Here is a 15,037-nt window from a genome sequence, read left to right as displayed (position 1 = left end):
GGCCGCGACGCTTGCCATTGGACACTCACTCAGCCACCGAGACTCGCCGGCAACAGGCCGTCGACGAATGCTTCCGCATCGAAGACCCGCAGGTCGGTGGCTGTCTCGCCGAGCCCGACATAGCGGATCGGCAGTTTGAATTCGCGGGCTAGCGCGAACATCACGCCGCCCTTGGCGGTGCCGTCGAGCTTGGTCACGACCAGGCCGGTGACGCCTGCGGTATCGCGGAACTGGCGAAGCTGGCTGATCGCGTTCTGACCCGTCGTGCCGTCGATCACCATGAGCACTTCGTGTGGCGCGGCGGCATCGAGCTTCTTCATGACACGGCCAATCTTGCCCAGTTCATCCATGAGTCCGCCCTGAGTGTGGAGGCGCCCCGCGGTATCGGCGATCAGCACCTGGGTGCCACGCGAGCGAGCGGCTTGCAGTGCATCGAAGATAACGCTGGCCGAGTCCGCATCCTGCCCCTGGGAAACCACGGGCACCTTGTTACGCTCGCCCCAGGTCTTCAGCTGCTCGACGGCGGCGGCACGGAAGGTGTCGCCGGCGGCCAGCATGACGCTGCGGCCCTCGTCCGAATAGCGCCGGGCCAGCTTGCCGATGGTGGTGGTCTTGCCCACGCCGTTGATGCCGACGGTGAGGATGACGAAGGGCGTGGCCGTGGAGACATCCAATGGTTTCTCCACCGGCTTGAGCAGGGCCACAAGTTCGCGCCGCAGGGCCTTGAGCAGATCCCCCGCGTCGGCGAATTCGCGCTTGTGCATGCGCTTGCGCAGGTCTTCGACCAGGTTGCTGCTGGCCTCGACGCCGACGTCGGCGGTGATCAGGGTTGTTTCCAGTTCGTCGAGCAGGTCGTCGTCGAGCCTGGGGTGACGGACGAAGAGCGTGGTGAGGCTCTTCGCGAAGCCGCTGCCGGAAAGGCGCTCGCGCCAGCTCCGTTTCGACGGCTGCGCCGCCTCGACGATCGAGGCTTCCTCTACATCGGGCTCGACCGCGGGAGCTTCGGGCTCAGGCAGCACGGCTTCGGCGAGGGCCTCGGAGACGGCCGGGCCAGCGTCGATCGAGGCGGCATCAGCGACCTTCTCCACGCGCTCTTCGTGCGTCGAGACGTCGGGCGTCGCGGTGGGTTCGACGGGCTTCTTCTTCCAGAACTTGAGCATTGCGCCAGCGATTCAAAGACAATAGGCGAATGCTAGCACTCCCGCCCTCACTGGCCGCTGAGCGATGAGCGCGTCAGGCCGCGTCCGCATCATTGGCGGAACCCTGCGCAACTCGCGCCTGGATGTCCCTGATCTGCCCGGTCTCCGGCCCACGGCCGATCGCGTCCGCGAGACCCTGTTCAACTGGCTGCAGCCTGTCGTGGGCGGGGCGCGCTGCCTCGATCTCTACGCGGGAACCGGGGCGCTCGGGATCGAGGCATTGTCGCGTGGTGCCGCGGGGGTGACCTTCGTCGAGCGCGAGCCGCGGCTGGCCTCGGCCCTCAAGGCGAACCTGGCCAGGCTCAAGGTAGCCGGCGAGGTGATAGGCGACGACGCGTCGCGATGGCTGCGCGGTTCCGCCCGCCCGTTCGACCTCGTCCTCCTGGACCCGCCGTTCTCCCTCGATGCCTGGGTGGAAACGGCGCGGCAATTGGAGGAGGGGGGCTGGATCGCCGCTCATGGCTGGATTTACGTGGAGGCCCCCCGCAGCGCGGTCTTGGCCCTTCCCAGCAACTGGCTGGTGCACCGTCAGGGCCACGCCGGGGAGGTGTCCTACACCCTCTATCGCCGCACCCCGGCTGATCCGTTAAGCTAGCCCGCGCTTTCCTTCGACCCGCCTTCATGACTCCTCTGCCGGCCAATCCGCGACTTGCCGTTTATCCCGGCACGTTCGATCCGATCACCAACGGTCACGCCGATCTGGTGTCCCGTGCCGCGCCCCTGTTCGACCGCATCGTGGTCGCCGTGGCGGAGAGCCGGAACAAGGGTCCCGGTTTCAGTCTTGGCGAACGGATCGCACTGGCCCGCCTGGCCCTGGCCGACCTGCCCAACGTGGAAGTTCGCGGGTTCGATTGCCTGCTTGCCCACTTCGTTGCCGAGATCGGGGCGGGGGTCATCCTTCGCGGCTTGCGGGCCGTGTCGGACTTCGAATACGAGTTCCAACTGGCCAGCATGAACCGTCACCTGATTCCCCAGGCCGAGACGCTGTTCCTGACCCCGGCCGAGCAGTACAGCTTCATTTCCTCCTCGCTAGTGCGTGAAATCGGTCGCCTGGGTGGCGATATCTCCGGCTTCGTGCATCCGGCGGTGCAGCAGGCCATGCGCCAACGCTGGCGCAACTCTTGAAAACAAAGGTGATCATCATGCGTAAGTTCGTCCTCGCCGCGTCCGTGGCCCTGACCGCCGCCCTGGCCCTCTCTGCCTGCAACAAGTCGGAAGACGCCGATCAGGCTGCCACGACGCAGGAAGCCGCTGTCGCCAAGCCGACCAACCCGACCGATACCAAGGCATGGAGCCAGTACTTCGGCCAGATCGTGCGCAAGAACATGCAGGGCATGACGGCTGACCGTCCGTTCCCGTACTTCGTGCCGGCCGGCGACGACCAGGCTGGGCAGGATGGCCGCGCCCGCCAGCTCGACAACGTCCAGGGCACCGTCGCCCGCGGCGTTACCCCGGGCAACATGCTTGTGTTCGGTGGCCCGGAGTCGGCCAAGACCGCCGACCTGATGGTCGACGCCTTCAAGGGCGCGAACGCCGGTTCGTTCAAGAACGTCATCGTGCTGTTCATCGGCGACCAGGCCGACCAGCAGCGCGTCGCCGATGCGCTGGCCCCGAGCGGCGCCACGTACCGTTTCGTCGCGTACTGATCGAGCCGGTTTCCGGTAGGGAACGAAGGGCGTCGCATTTGCGGCGCCCTTTTTTTGGTTCTTCGCGGATTACCGGGGCCCGGGCGATCGGCTTTCAGGCCGGGCATTCTTTGGCACCTCGTTCCTCGCACCTCGCCCATGGCTCGCCTTCGGCCTCGCGGGGCGGCTCGGCTTCGCCGTCGCTCTCTACACTTGGGCGTCTCGCGGGGGACACCAAGGTCTCTCACGACGATACGGTTCAGTGGAAGCAGAGCCGTTGGGTGGTGCCGTCGTCGGCCCCGATCCCTGCCGGAACACCAGGCGAAGCGGAAGCGGTGGCTGGCACCCGGTTGCCGAACACCTTCCTCGCTCCTGTGCCGCCGTGCCTGCGGACGATGCTGCCGCGCGGCTTTGGCTCGACCCACGCGAGCCTCAGGGTCCGGGAGAGCCTTCGGTGCCCACCCTCGAGGCGAGTTCCGCACAAGTGGAGCGGCCGTAGGCCAGTAGGAACACGGGCCGCGCAGCGGCCTTTCCGGTACGAAACGCGGAGGACTGTCTGAGCAGCGAGGGTGGGCACAGAAGGCTCTGCGTCGCTACGCCCGTGCCTACCGCGGCGTGACCTTGTAGCAGTCAATCACAGCGTGAGTGAACCGACACCTTCGGCGTCCCCGGACTTCCAAAATGAACCTTTTTTTGATTTGTTCACGAGCCCACCCCGGAAATGCGCGAAGAGCTTTAATCCGCAGCGACCCCGACTTCGGGGTAAAATGCCGGCTATGTCCCTGATCATCCTCGACACCTGCGTCAACTGCGACGTCTGCGAACCCGTGTGCCCGAACAAGGCCATCTCGCTCGGCGAGGTGTATTACGAGATCAATCCGGACCTTTGCACCGAGTGCGTCGGTCATTTCGACGTGCCCCAATGCGTCGAGGTCTGTCCGGTCGAGTGCATTCCGAACGACCCGGATCGCGTCGAATCGCGCGAGCAGCTGATGCTCAAGTACGAGCACCTGATGGGAAAAGCCGCGTCGTAAACCCTTGCCCCGGCGTCATCGGTTAATCTCACCGATAGCGATATCTCTCTTTCGGAGCGAAACCCCATGGTCCATGCCTCGTCGTGGCGCGTGCTCGCCGCGAGCCTCTTTCTTGTTGCTGGCGCAGGCGCCGCCGCCGCCCAGAATGCACCTGCGCCGGCCAAAGGCCCCGGTCACGCCGCTATCGCCAGTGCCAACTACCTGGCCACCAACGCGGGCTTCGAAGTGCTGGGCAAGGGTGGTAATGCCTTCGATGCCGCCGTCGCGGTGTCCTCCACGCTGGCCGTCGTCGAACAACAGAGTTCCGGTATCGGCGGTGGTTTCATGGCCCTGTTGCACCGCGCTTCCGACAACCGCGACATCTTCATCGACGCGCGCGAAACCGCGCCGAAGGCTGTCGACATGAAGGTCTACGTCGGCAAGGACGGTCAGCCCAACCGCGACGTATCGACCAACGGTCCACTGTCCGCCGGCATCCCGGGTGAACCGGCTGGCCTGGTCTGGATGGCGGCGCATTACGGCAAGCTACCGCTGTCGGTCTCCCTCGCTCCGGCCATCCGCATCGCCACCGAAGGTTTCCAGCCGGATGCGCGCTTCCTCGGCACGATCGATGACCGCAAGGACGTGCTTGCACGCTATCCGGCATCGGCGGCCGTCTACCTTCCGGGCGGCAAGGTGCCCACCACCGGCTGGACGCTCAGGCAGCCGGACCTGGCGAAGACGCTGCAGCGCCTGGCGGCGAAGGGTCACGACGGTTTCTACAAGGGTGAGACCGCGAAGCTGCTTGTCGACGCATCGCGTAGCGCCGGCGGCAACTGGACGGCCGCCGATCTCGAGGCTTACCAGGCGAAGGAGCGCCAGCCGCTCAGCATCGACTACAAGGGCTATCGCATCGTCACCGCGCCGCCGCCGTCGTCGGGTGGCGTGGCTATCGCCGAAGTGCTCAACATCATGTCGGGCTTCGACCTGTCCAAGCTGGATCTTGCCCATTCGACGCATCTCACGATCGAGGCGATGCGTCGCGCGTTCCGCGATCACAACGAATACCTGGGCGATCCGGACTTCGTGAAGATGCCGCTCGACATGCTGCTCTCGGCGTATTACGCCGACGGCCTGCGCGCGACGATCTCACCGGACAAGGCCACGCCGTCCGATCTCCTGCCGACTTCGATGGCGCCCGAGCCGGGCATGCACACGACACACTTCTCGGTGATCGACGCCGACGGCAACATGGTCGCCTCGACTCTCACCGTGAACCTTGAGTTCGGCTCGGCCTTCATCGCCAAGGGCACAGGCGTGGTACTCAACGACGAGATGGACGACTTCGCCCTCGTGCCCGGCCAGCCGAATGCCTTCGGCTTGCGCGGCGCGCTGGCCAATGCGCCCGAACCCGGCAAGCGCATGCTCTCGTCCATGTCGCCCAGCTTCGTCTTTGGCGCCGATCGCACGGCGGTGATCGGCTCACCCGGCGGCTCAACCATCATCACGCAGGTGCTCGAAGGGATACTCGCCTTCATCGACGGCAAGAGTGCTTCGGAGATCACCGCGCAGAAGCGCTACCACCACCAGTACCTGCCCGACCGCGTCGATGTCGAAGCCGGCGTCTTTGACGACGCGACCGCCAAGGCACTGACGGACATGGGCCACGTGCTGAGGAATCGTTCGCCCTGGGGTTTCATGAACGTAGTGACCTGGGACCACCGTACGAACAAGCTCGACGCCGCCAGCGATCCGCGCCGTCCGTCGGGACTAGGCAAGGTGCAGTAAGGTTGTCGCCATGAAACTCTGGTCACTCATTGGCAATTCCCAGCGACTCGACGGTGGCGCGATGTTCGGCAACGCGCCGCGCGCCATGTGGTCGCGCTGGGTGACGCCGGATGCGGAGAACCGCATACCGCTCGCCTGCCGCTGTCTTCTCGTCACCGGCCTCGATGGCCGGAATGTGTTGTTCGAGACCGGCATCGGCGCCTTCTTCGATCCAGCCATGCGCGAGCGCTTCGGCGTGGTCGAGGGCCACCACGTGTTGCTGGACTCGCTGGCCGAAGCCGGACTTCGTCACGAGGATATCGACGCCGTGGTGCTGTCGCACCTGCACTTCGATCACGCCGGCGGATTGCTCGCACCCTGGGCCGAAGGGCAGCCGGCCACGCTGTTGTTCCCGAACGCTCGCTTCCTGGTCGGTGCCGGGCACTGGGCCCGTGCACGCGCCCCTCACCCACGCGACCGCGCCTCGTTCATTCCCGAACTGGTTGGCTTGCTCGAAGCGAGCGGCCGGCTCGAACTGGTCGAAGACGGGCGCCCGTCGTCTTTGGGCGACGCCGTGCGCTTCGAGTTTTCCGAAGGCCATACGCCGGGGCTCATGCTTGCCGAGGTTGGCGGCGTGGTGTTCTGTGCCGACCTCATTCCGGGTCGCCCCTGGGTGCACCTGCCGGTGACGATGGGTTACGACCGTTGGCCGGAGAAATTGATCGATGAGAAGCGGGTCTTTCTCGATGACAAGATCGCACGTGGCGTAAAGCTCTTTTTTACCCACGACCACGGTTGCGCCATGGCGTCCGTGGAAATGGACGGTAAAGGCCGTTATACGGCTGCCGATACGCATGAACGACTAAACGGCATCGAAGCGTAAGGGCGCAGGTGACGGGCAGGGGGCAGGATGAGATCCAGACACAAGATGAAAGACAGCGGCATGGCCTGGGGCGCGCGCATCGCGGGCGCCGTGTTGCTGCTCGCGGGCCTTGGCCTGATCGCCTGGAATGAGCACCGGGTCATGAATTATGGCGCGGCGATGTCGCGTCATGGCTCGCCCGTGCTCGACCTGGGTACGCAAGGCAGGCCCACGGCCGGACAGTACGGTTCGATGACGCGGGTCAACGGCGTGCCACAGATTCTCGATGCCCCGCGCGATCCGGAATTCAACATTCGCGCGGAGTCGCCGATCCTCATTCGCCACGTCGAAATGTTCCAGTGGCGTGAGATCACCGTCGCCGGCAGCACGCACTACGAACTGGACTGGGTCGATCGTCCCATCGATGCGACCAACTTCGCCAAGCCGGCGGGGCACGTGAATCCGGGGGCGTTTCCGATCCAGGGTCGTCAGTTCGAGGCGGGCGAGGTGAAACTGGGCAACTTCAAGCTGTCCACGCCGATCATCCGCGCGTTTCCCGGGCGGATCGACATCACGCCCGACGAACACACCCTGCCGGCGAACCTGGCAGCCACCTTCCAGCGCGTGGATGACAAGCTCGTAACGAGCAGCAAGCCATCGAATCCACGCCTGGGCGATCTTCGGATCAGTTGGGAAGCGGTTCCGGTGCAATCGATGACGGTGCTGGCGCGGATCGACGGCGATACGCTGGCACCGCGCGAGGCAGCCGACGGCGACCAGGGCTTCGACGTACAGGTAGGCGATCGCAGCCTGCTCGATGTGCTGCCCGCCATGCCCGAGCCGCCGCAGGCCGTGCTACTGGTTCGACTCGTCGCGTTCGTACTGGCCGCCCTGGGTGCCTTCCTGCTTGCCTGCACGAGCCGACTGCGCAGCGATGTACTGTTCGCCGTGGGCATCGGTGCCGTGGCAGTGCCTGCCGTGGCGGGGGTGATGTGGCTGGCTGGCGACGCCATGACGGCCAGCGTATGGTTGCTAGTTGCCGTGCTCGGCGCGGGCCTTGCGATCTGGCGCGTGCAGCAGCGCTCGGCATCGCATTCCGAATAGCCATTCTAAGGAGCGAGACCATGCGCATTACCGGACTCTACGCGGCCCTGCTGACCCTGCTTATCCTCGGCCTGGCGATTCGGGTGATGCTCATTCGCCGGCGCATGAGCATCGGACTGGGCGACGGCGGCGACCGAAGCGTCGCCTGCGCCATCCGTGCGCATGGCAACGCCACCGAGTACGTGCCGCTCGCGTTGATCCTGCTGCTGGTTCTCGAGCTCGACCAGACCCTGCCGCTACTGCTTCACGTGTTCGGCATCGCGCTGCTGACGGCGCGTGTCGTCCATGCGTTCGGCCTGTCGCGTGCCGCCGGAAATTCAGCGGGACGTGCGGTCGGTGCAGGTCTCACCCTGGTGGTGATCGGGCTGATGGCGCTGATGCTGATATGGCAGTACGTGGTGATCCACGTCATCGCCGCGAGCAGCTCTCTGTAGGAGCCGCTTCAGCGGCGATCCCGCGGCAGCGGGCAAGGTCATGGCAAGCACCCTATCGCCGATGAATCGGCTCCTACAACAGCAGGGGTCGAGCTTACGCTTCGACTTCGACTACCGCGGTGCCGTCGGCGAACGCGTAGACGTGGTCGGCCCAGCTGGCCGCCTCGACGTACATCGCGGCCATCGTCTGCAGGTGCTGCGTGCGCAGCGCCGAGTCGGTTTCCAACTCGCCCTGTTCCCAGTGACGGATCTGGTCGAGTAGAGGCGCGAACGGACCCGCGCCTTCGAGCAGCGCCTCGCGAATTTCGATCGCCAATGGAAGGTGTTCGAGCACGTAGGCCATGGACACATTCATCAGTGTATCGAGCAGTGAGAACAGGCCGGCCGTGAAGGCCATTTCCTGCAGCTCGGGCTTGATCGTACGGGCGAGCTTCTCGCACATGTGTGCGCGGATCAGGGCCAGGCGAAGCAGTTCCGGCGGGCGCTCATCCATGCCGGAGACGGCCATGGTGAAGATCCAGTTGCGCATGCGGTTCACGCCGAAGAACACCGCGGCCTGTTCCACCGATTTCAGCTGGCGAGGCAGGGCGAAATAGGCGGAGTTCACGCAGCCGAGCAGCTTGTAGCTGAGCACGGCATCGTCGCGGATGATCTTGCCCAGTTCGACGGGACCGTTTTCCGGATCCTGCAGGGCGCCCATGAGGCGCAGCACGCCGAGCTTGCTCGGGGCGAGGCGCGGCATGTCCACGCGCTCGGGGCGAAGCAGGTACTTGCCCTGGAAGCCGTCCACGTCCTGGTCGACATAGTCGACGAAGGTCTCGTGCGTGTCGATGCCGGTGACGATCACCTTGACGCCGAACGCGTGGACGTAGTCCATATGCGCGCGCGCCGCGACCGGGTGGCGATGATCCACCGCCACCTTGGCGAATTGCACGATGCGCAGCAGTGCATCCACGCCGGCCCGGTGTTCGGGGTCGGCGGGCAGGTTGAAGTCTTCGAGCATGAACAGGCAGCCGTGACCCTTCAGCTCGCGAAGCTTCTCCAGCAACTGCTCGTCGGTGCCGACATCCGCACTGATGCTCGCGCCCAGGCGCGCGTTGTGGCGAAGGATGTCCGCGTGCTCGAGGAGCAGCTGGGAGGACATGTGCAGGAAGGCACGATTGTCGCGAACCAGGCGCTTGAGGCTGCCGTCGGCGATCGCGCTCAGCGTGGCCTGCGTGTGCGCAAGCGCCGCGGCGTCGATATCGCTGCCGATCGGGCGGGGAAACAGAAGCTCATAGGCGAACAGCGCCTGCTTCTTATCCAGAATGGGTACGCGGACGATCGGGAGAATCCCGTCGTCATTCACCGCTGTCGGCTGGGGGGTCACTGCCATTGCTTTGTTGGTGCGCCGTCTGGGTGAGCGTGGGGAATTGTTTGAGTGGGATCAAACCTGCGCGATGGTGGCGGAACGCAGTTTTACCCGTGTCGTGCCGCCGTTCGGACCGTAGGTGGAGCCACCCGGCGAATCGCCCGCGAGCAGCGCAAGCGCCTGGCGCACGTGGCCGATCCGCTGGCCGACAATGCGGCCGTTCACTTCGTTGAGTCTGCGACACTCGACCAGGCGTTCGATCGTGTGCGTCCAGCGTGGATCGTTCAGCGTATCGACGCCGGCGGCATCGCCAAGATGGCGACGCTCCGCGTCCAGCTTCTCAATGCGGTCCAGCTGCTTGCCCTTCAACCGGCTGACCGTGTCGAGCGCATGCGTGTCAGCCTGGTCGAGCGCCATGCGCTCGTCGATCAGGGTGGCGTGCAGCGCGTCGACCTCATGGGCGAGATCGCCCATGACGGCACGAACGGCCGCGTCGAAGTCGGAGCCGAGCGAATCGGTCATGCCTTGCCGCCGATCTGGCCTTCCATCGCAAGAAACTTGCTCGCGATGGCCTGGGAATCAGGCTTGTAGGTGCCGTCGGCGAGCTTGCTGCGGATTTCATCCACACGCTTGCTGTCGATGCCATCACCGCGGCTGGCGGCGTCGAGCGCCTTGGCCGAGTCAGTGATCTTGACGCTGTCGTCGCTCGGGCGCACGGTGCTGGCGCCCTGAGTCGAGGCGGCGGAGCCTGCGGCCTGGTTCTGGGTGCGGAGCTGCACCTGGGGCTGCGGGGCCTGGATACCTGGTTTGATCGTCGTCGTCATGATGTTTCCTCGGAGCTGGTGTCCTTCAAACCCTTTATCGGCGGTCTGTCGGCGAACTTTAACTGGCCCTGGGCCGCGAAGTGTGACCGGGTTTGGATTTTGTTCATGGCAGCACGGCAACGGTCCCGGGGCCGGTAACCACGGCGTCGAGTACCTTTCCGGATGAAGCGTTGCGAACCTTCACGCGGGTGCCGGTGTCGCCGGCGCCCAATGCCACGCCACTGGCATGGATGACCACGCCCTCGACACCGGCTTCCATGCTGACCGAATCGCCGATACGGACGGCCTGGCGACCGGCGAGCATGCCGGGTGTCAGCACCGTACCGGCACTGAGTGGCCGGGCCAGGGAACGGCCGTCGATCTGACCAAGCTCGGCGACATAGCCATAGGCGAGGCTGGTCACGTCGCGCTCCTCGGCGCGCACGTCACCGGCACCGACGCCATCGCCGCGGGCGAGCGGCCGGGTAGTGACGAGCACGTTGGTAAACATCCTGACCCGAACCGGCACACGCACGGTCCAGCCGCCCGGCACCGGGCAGTGCACCACGACGCTCGCCCGTGCGCCGAGTGGCCGGTTGCCGGGAAGCGAGGATTCGAGAGCTTTGGGGCAGTCCGCCAAAAGCAGGCGGCTGTCGAGCGGAGCTGCTTCAGCGGTCATGCGTGCACCGGGAAGGATGCGGTTCTGCTGTAGCCAGGTCACCGCCGCCGTGCGCACCGAGTCCACGCTCTGCGTCGCCGCCACGCCCAGAGGCAGGGCGAGCAGGGTGGTCATGGTGAAGCCTCGGGCGAGGGCGGAAGGATTCACGCGGCGCGTTCCGCCAGCGACGCGGACAGGCCCTGGGTGATCGCGTCCAGTTCCCGGTTCAGGTCGGCCACCATGTGGCTGGCGTCGGCGTGGCGGCCTTCGCCCAACGTGATCGCGTACTGCGAGGCGAGCACCGTGAAACGTTCGCCGGCCGCACGGATACCGTCGGCCGAGCTGTCCGGACGACGCGTGCGGAACTGGTCGATACAGCGCATCAGCGGTGTGGTGTCGAGCCAGCGACGGTCGAGGCCGGCCGGGTCGCGCGAGGCGAGCTCCACGGCGTAGCGCAGGCCCTGGCTGGCTTCACGGATCATCTGGCTGAGGCTGGCAGCGTCGAGATCGCCCTCGGTTTCCAGTCGGCTCAGGCCGAGGCGATGCGCAAGGACCGCCGCTCGTGCAGCGGCGTCGGCCTGGCGGCGGGCTTCGTTGGCCACGCGGCCGAGCGTGGCCTGGGTGGCCTGGATCGCGGCGATACGGCCCTGCAGCGCGCCCATGCCTTCACGCGCCGCGTCGATATTGCCGCGCGCACCGCGTGCGGCTTCGTCGACGCGCCCCATCGAGGCCTGGATGCCGGCGATACCGGACTGGGTCTGGTCGAGGCGGCGCAGGCTGTTCTGCACGGCATCGTCGAGCTGACCGGCGAACTGGCCGACAGCCTCGGTGGTCTGGTCGATTTCGGCGGTGGCCTGGGTGGTCTTTTCAGCGAGCTGCTTCACCTCGTCGGCGACGACCGCGAAGCCTCGGCCCGCTTCACCGGCGCGTGCCGCTTCGATCGCGGCGTTCAGTGCGACCAGGTTGGTCTGGTGGGCGATGTCCTGCACCGTCGCGGTGAGCTTGCGGATCGCGGTGAAGTATTCGGAGAACTGCGCGTGGTTGCGGCTCATGCCCGACAGGGCGCTGCGCAGCAAGCGCAGCTGGCCGTCGAGGTCGCCCGCCGTGGCCTGCCCCTGGCTGCCCGAGTTGCCCATGCCGGTGGCACCGGCGTGGGCCTGGTCGAGCGCCGTCGAAATCCTGGCACTGGCTTCCGTCAAACGACCGGCGGTATCGCGGGCACCTTCGACCACCTTGCCCAGTTCCAGCAAGGTGCCGCCGAGTGCCTGGGCGTTGGTCAAGACCATGCCCTGCTGCTCGATAGCCTGGATAGTCGTCGCCGGGGCGGTGCGCGGTTCGGCGGGCTTGAGCAGCGCGCCGAGGGCGCTGGCCGCGGCCGGATACTGTGCGGAGAGGGCGCGAACGCGCGCCGCATCGCCCTGGGCGGCGGCGTGGGCGAGGAGGCGGACGTGCTGGCTCCAGAGGAGGGTCATGATTTCGCTTTCATCGGATGGTCGCCCCTCTTAATCGGTCGGGAGCCTCAGGACTTGAGTCATGCAATCGGCGTGCCATCGCCGCGCCTACAGAAACGCCCGATCCCGCCGATACGCTCCGCGACACCTTCTGTAGATGCCCCGCACGTCATGGCCCGACCGCTGCTCGACACCGTGGAAACCTTTACCCGCCTGGCGGGCCATAACCGTGTGGCCATGCTGCTGTTCCGCCTGGGCGACCGCCAGGCATTCGGCATCAACGTGTTCAAAGTACGCGAGGTGCTTCGCCGGCCGCGGCTGGAGCGCATGCCGAGCATGCATGCCCTGGTCGCGGGCAGCTTCGACTACCGCGGCAGTACCATCCCGGTGATCGACCTGGCCGCCGCCATGGGCTATCCGCCGCTGGCCAGCGTCGACAGCGCGCATCTGATCGTTACCGAGTTCAATCTGTCGGTGCAGGGTTTCCTGGTCTCCGATGTCGATCGCATCGTCCATGTGGACGGGGCCAACCTGACCGCTCCGCCGGCCGCTCTCGGCTACGGCGCCCGGGTCAACGCCGTGACCCGGCTGGACGGCGAACTGCTCGCTGTCGTGGACGTCGAGCAGGTACTGGCTTCGGTCTCGCCCCCGTTGGTACAGCTTTCCGACCGCGTGCAGCAGGCGGCACACGTGCAGCAGGGCGGCAACCGCCGCGTGCTGGTGGTCGACGATTCGGCCGTGGCCCGCACGCAGCTGGTGGACCTGTTCCGCAAGATGGACCTCGAATGCGTGATCGCCAAGGACGGGCGGGAAGGCCTTGAGCAGTTGCGCAGCATGACCACGGGGCCGGTCCAGGACCGCGTCGACCTGGTCGTTTCCGACATCGAAATGCCCTTGATGGATGGCTACGCGCTGACCCGCGCCATCCGGGAAGACCCCCAGCTGCGCCATACGAAGGTGCTCCTCCATAGCTCGCTGAGCGGCGTCTTCAACGAGGCGATGGTGGCCCGCGTCGGTGCGGACAAGTTCATCGCCAAGTTCCAGCCGGACATCCTCGCCACCGCGGTGCTCGACCTCCTGCCGACCTGATACCGGCCTGGTCGCCGGCGACGGTCATCCGTCGCCGACGCGATGCGGTAAGGCGCCGGAATTCCGGCGCCTTACCCGAAAAACCCCCATCGAACCACCGAGAACGGCGCCACGGCGCCGTTTCGCATGTCTGGTTCGGGCGTGGCACGGCTCTTGCTCAACCCCTCGGGCCAAGCTAACGAGGGGCCAAACCCATGATCGACAAACCAGATCCGCTATTAGGCAATCACGCGCAGGCCCTTGGCCTGTGGCAGCGCCGTGCGGAAGTCATTTCGTCGAACCTGGCCAATGCCGACACGCCGGGCTTTCTCGCGCGCGACCTCGATTTTCGCAAGGTGATGACTGCCGCGAGCGGCACGGGCGACGGCACTGGGTTGCAGATGACGGCGACCGAGGCGGGTCATATCGGCGGCAACCCGGCGTTCGCCGCCGCGGACGCCGACAAGCTCGCTTATCGCGTGCAGACCCAGCCCACGATGGACGGCAACACGGTCGACACCCAGGTTGAACAGGCGCAGTTCGCCGCCAACGCCATCCACTACCAGGCGTCGCTCAGCTTCATCACCTCGTCGATCCATGCCATGCGCATGGCCATTTCAGGAACCAGCTCATGAGCCTGCTCAAGATCTTCGACGTCGCCGGTTCCGGCATGGCGGCGCAGTCGGCCCGACTCAATACCACGGCCAGCAACATGGCCAACGCCGACAGCATCGCCAGCAGCGAGGCCGGTGCGTACCACGCGAAGCAGCCGCTTTTTTCGGCCGTGCAGCAGCAGGTCAACGGGCAGATGGAAAGCGGTGGCGTGCGCACGCTCGGGATTACCGAGAGCCAGGCCCCGATCCAGGCGCGGTACGAGCCCTCCAATCCGCTCGCAGACGCGAACGGCAACGTCTATTCAAGCAACGTCAACACGGTCGACGAGCTGGTCAACATGATCTCTGCGTCGCGCTCCTATCAGAACAACGTCGAAGTCATGAACAGCGCAAAGCAGCTCATGCAGAAGACGCTTGACCTCGGCAAGTAAGGAATTCTCATGGTCGACTCCGTCAGCGGTAGCGGTTCTTCAAGCACGAATACATCGACCGGCCAGCTGCAGCAGCAGACGCTGAGCCAGTCGGATTTCCTCAAGCTCATGGTCACCCAGATGACCAACCAGGATCCGACCAAGCCGATGGACTCCACCCAGATGGTGGCCCAGATGGCGCAGTTCTCACAGGTAGCGGCCACGCAGGAATTGCAGAGCTCCTTCGATACGCTGGCCTCCGGCCTCACCGGTGACCAGTTCGTGCGCGCCGCGGCGCTCGTGGGCCAGGAAGTGCTGGTGCCCTCGACCGCAGGCAAGCTCGAGGATTCCGCACTCAGCGGTGCGGTGAACGTGGGCACCTCCGGTACCTACGTCAACGTGCAGATCAAGGACACCGCGGGCAACGTCGTCCGCACGATCGACCTTGGCCAGCCGGACGCCGGCCTCGCCAAGTTCGACTGGGATGGCAAGTCCGATGACGGCACGCAGCTGCCCGACGGCGTTTACCAGATGTCCGCAACTTCCGGCGGCACGGCGATCGATACCTTCGTTCGCGGAAAGGTGGAAGGCGTCGGTGCTTCGGGTACCGATGGAACCTACGTGCAGGTGGCCGGCTTCGGCGGCGCCCTGCTCAGCCAGATCGCGCAAATCCTGTAA

At 65.8% G+C, this 15,037-nt stretch carries 18 protein-coding genes; 12 read left to right on the top strand and 6 right to left on the bottom strand.

Going from position 1 to position 15,037, the window contains the following annotated elements; translation table 11 throughout:
• Nucleotides 1-29: 29 nt before the first annotated feature.
• Nucleotides 30-1,160, bottom strand: coding sequence for a signal recognition particle-docking protein FtsY (gene ftsY / locus C8J98_RS16790; RefSeq protein WP_107914338.1), 1,131 nt, complete (start codon nt 1,158-1,160; stop codon nt 30-32).
• Nucleotides 1,161-1,224: 64 nt separating this feature from the next.
• Between ftsY and rsmD the strand changes: the two genes are divergently transcribed.
• From rsmD to C8J98_RS16750, 8 genes are all read left to right on the top strand, one after another.
• Nucleotides 1,225-1,794 (top strand): 16S rRNA (guanine(966)-N(2))-methyltransferase RsmD, encoded by a 570-nt coding sequence (gene rsmD / locus C8J98_RS16785; protein ID WP_107914337.1) that lies wholly within the window; start codon nt 1,225-1,227, stop codon nt 1,792-1,794.
• A 26-nt stretch (nt 1,795-1,820) separates the two neighbouring features.
• Entirely contained in the window at nt 1,821-2,324 is a 504-nt protein-coding gene (gene coaD, locus C8J98_RS16780) for a pantetheine-phosphate adenylyltransferase (RefSeq protein WP_063571678.1), read from the top strand.
• A gap of 17 nt (nt 2,325-2,341) precedes the next feature.
• Complete coding sequence (locus C8J98_RS16775) at nt 2,342-2,845, top strand: hypothetical protein (RefSeq protein ID WP_107914473.1); 504 nt, start codon at nt 2,342-2,344, stop codon at nt 2,843-2,845.
• A 755-nt stretch (nt 2,846-3,600) separates the two neighbouring features.
• On the top strand, nt 3,601-3,858 hold the full coding sequence (locus C8J98_RS16770) for a YfhL family 4Fe-4S dicluster ferredoxin (RefSeq protein WP_107914336.1): 258 nt from the start codon (nt 3,601-3,603) through the stop codon (nt 3,856-3,858).
• 66 nt (nt 3,859-3,924) lie between these two features.
• The gene (gene ggt / locus C8J98_RS16765; RefSeq protein WP_107914335.1) at nt 3,925-5,625 is read left to right on the top strand and encodes a gamma-glutamyltransferase; all 1,701 of its coding nucleotides are present in this window, start codon (nt 3,925-3,927) and stop codon (nt 5,623-5,625) included.
• Between the two features lie 10 nt (nt 5,626-5,635).
• Nucleotides 5,636-6,487 (top strand): MBL fold metallo-hydrolase, encoded by an 852-nt coding sequence (locus tag C8J98_RS16760; protein ID WP_107914334.1) that lies wholly within the window; start codon nt 5,636-5,638, stop codon nt 6,485-6,487.
• Between the two features lie 27 nt (nt 6,488-6,514).
• Nucleotides 6,515-7,570: a TMEM43 family protein gene (locus C8J98_RS16755; RefSeq protein WP_233260264.1), complete on the top strand. Its 1,056-nt coding sequence runs from the start codon at nt 6,515-6,517 to the stop codon at nt 7,568-7,570.
• 20 nt (nt 7,571-7,590) lie between these two features.
• The gene (locus C8J98_RS16750; RefSeq protein WP_158272744.1) at nt 7,591-8,004 is read left to right on the top strand and encodes an MAPEG family protein; all 414 of its coding nucleotides are present in this window, start codon (nt 7,591-7,593) and stop codon (nt 8,002-8,004) included.
• 94 nt (nt 8,005-8,098) lie between these two features.
• Here C8J98_RS16750 and C8J98_RS16745 read toward each other — a convergent pair whose 3' ends face one another.
• The 5 genes from C8J98_RS16745 to C8J98_RS22205 all read right to left on the bottom strand — a co-directional run bounded on the left by C8J98_RS16745 (nt 8,099) and on the right by C8J98_RS22205 (nt 12,288).
• The gene (locus C8J98_RS16745) at nt 8,099-9,379 is read right to left on the bottom strand and encodes an HDOD domain-containing protein (protein WP_107914331.1); all 1,281 of its coding nucleotides are present in this window, start codon (nt 9,377-9,379) and stop codon (nt 8,099-8,101) included.
• Between the two features lie 51 nt (nt 9,380-9,430).
• The gene (locus C8J98_RS16740; RefSeq protein WP_107914330.1) at nt 9,431-9,877 is read right to left on the bottom strand and encodes a flagellar protein FlgN; all 447 of its coding nucleotides are present in this window, start codon (nt 9,875-9,877) and stop codon (nt 9,431-9,433) included.
• Nucleotides 9,874-10,179, bottom strand: a complete 306-nt coding sequence (gene flgM, locus C8J98_RS16735; protein ID WP_107914329.1) for a flagellar biosynthesis anti-sigma factor FlgM — start codon at nt 10,177-10,179, stop codon at nt 9,874-9,876. The genes C8J98_RS16740 and flgM overlap by 4 nt, the downstream gene beginning before the upstream one ends.
• 103 nt (nt 10,180-10,282) lie before the next feature.
• On the bottom strand, nt 10,283-10,984 hold the full coding sequence (gene flgA / locus C8J98_RS16730; protein WP_107914328.1) for a flagellar basal body P-ring formation chaperone FlgA: 702 nt from the start codon (nt 10,982-10,984) through the stop codon (nt 10,283-10,285).
• A complete protein-coding gene (locus C8J98_RS22205; RefSeq protein WP_107914327.1) occupies nt 10,981-12,288 on the bottom strand; it encodes a methyl-accepting chemotaxis protein in 1,308 nt (435 codons plus the stop codon). Before C8J98_RS22205 ends, flgA begins: the two co-directional genes overlap by 4 nt.
• Before the next feature lie 150 nt (nt 12,289-12,438).
• Between C8J98_RS22205 and C8J98_RS16720 the strand changes: the two genes are divergently transcribed.
• From C8J98_RS16720 to C8J98_RS16705, 4 genes are all read left to right on the top strand, one after another.
• Entirely contained in the window at nt 12,439-13,356 is a 918-nt protein-coding gene (locus C8J98_RS16720) for a chemotaxis protein (protein WP_107914326.1), read from the top strand.
• A gap of 194 nt (nt 13,357-13,550) precedes the next feature.
• Nucleotides 13,551-13,970 carry a flagellar basal body rod protein FlgB gene (gene flgB, locus C8J98_RS16715; protein WP_107914325.1) on the top strand — a complete coding sequence of 140 codons (420 nt, stop codon included), beginning with the start codon at nt 13,551-13,553 and terminating at the stop codon, nt 13,968-13,970.
• Nucleotides 13,967-14,380: a flagellar basal body rod protein FlgC gene (flgC, locus tag C8J98_RS16710; protein WP_107914324.1), complete on the top strand. Its 414-nt coding sequence runs from the start codon at nt 13,967-13,969 to the stop codon at nt 14,378-14,380. Before flgB ends, flgC begins: the two co-directional genes overlap by 4 nt.
• Before the next feature lie 9 nt (nt 14,381-14,389).
• Nucleotides 14,390-15,037, top strand: a complete 648-nt coding sequence (locus C8J98_RS16705) for a flagellar hook capping FlgD N-terminal domain-containing protein (RefSeq protein ID WP_107914323.1) — start codon at nt 14,390-14,392, stop codon at nt 15,035-15,037.

The sequence above is a fragment of the Luteibacter sp. OK325 genome (genome assembly GCF_003050935.1).
Taxonomy (GTDB): Bacteria; Pseudomonadota; Gammaproteobacteria; order Xanthomonadales; family Rhodanobacteraceae; genus Luteibacter.
This window is presented reverse-complemented; position numbering and strand designations above follow the sequence as displayed.

Bases quoted from the DNA above. Each gene is read 5' to 3' on its own strand.
- C8J98_RS16740 (WP_107914330.1), bottom strand. From the start codon at position 9,877: ATGACCGATTCGCTCGGCTCCGACTTCGACGCGGCCGTTCGTGCCGTC.
- rsmD (WP_107914337.1), top strand. From the start codon at position 1,225: ATGAGCGCGTCAGGCCGCGTCCGCATCATTGGCGGAACCCTGCGCAAC.
- flgC (WP_107914324.1), top strand. From the start codon at position 13,967: ATGAGCCTGCTCAAGATCTTCGACGTCGCCGGTTCCGGCATGGCGGCG.
- C8J98_RS16760 (WP_107914334.1), top strand. From the start codon at position 5,636: ATGAAACTCTGGTCACTCATTGGCAATTCCCAGCGACTCGACGGTGGC.
- C8J98_RS16750 (WP_158272744.1), top strand. From the start codon at position 7,591: ATGCGCATTACCGGACTCTACGCGGCCCTGCTGACCCTGCTTATCCTC.
- ftsY (WP_107914338.1), bottom strand. From the start codon at position 1,160: ATGCTCAAGTTCTGGAAGAAGAAGCCCGTCGAACCCACCGCGACGCCC.
- C8J98_RS16770 (WP_107914336.1), top strand. From the start codon at position 3,601: ATGTCCCTGATCATCCTCGACACCTGCGTCAACTGCGACGTCTGCGAA.
- C8J98_RS16705 (WP_107914323.1), top strand. From the start codon at position 14,390: ATGGTCGACTCCGTCAGCGGTAGCGGTTCTTCAAGCACGAATACATCG.
- C8J98_RS16745 (WP_107914331.1), bottom strand. From the start codon at position 9,379: ATGGCAGTGACCCCCCAGCCGACAGCGGTGAATGACGACGGGATTCTC.
- C8J98_RS22205 (WP_107914327.1), bottom strand. From the start codon at position 12,288: ATGACCCTCCTCTGGAGCCAGCACGTCCGCCTCCTCGCCCACGCCGCC.
- C8J98_RS16720 (WP_107914326.1), top strand. From the start codon at position 12,439: ATGGCCCGACCGCTGCTCGACACCGTGGAAACCTTTACCCGCCTGGCG.
- C8J98_RS16775 (WP_107914473.1), top strand. From the start codon at position 2,342: ATGCGTAAGTTCGTCCTCGCCGCGTCCGTGGCCCTGACCGCCGCCCTG.
- C8J98_RS16755 (WP_233260264.1), top strand. From the start codon at position 6,515: ATGAGATCCAGACACAAGATGAAAGACAGCGGCATGGCCTGGGGCGCG.
- flgM (WP_107914329.1), bottom strand. From the start codon at position 10,179: ATGACGACGACGATCAAACCAGGTATCCAGGCCCCGCAGCCCCAGGTG.
- coaD (WP_063571678.1), top strand. From the start codon at position 1,821: ATGACTCCTCTGCCGGCCAATCCGCGACTTGCCGTTTATCCCGGCACG.
- ggt (WP_107914335.1), top strand. From the start codon at position 3,925: ATGGTCCATGCCTCGTCGTGGCGCGTGCTCGCCGCGAGCCTCTTTCTT.
- flgB (WP_107914325.1), top strand. From the start codon at position 13,551: ATGATCGACAAACCAGATCCGCTATTAGGCAATCACGCGCAGGCCCTT.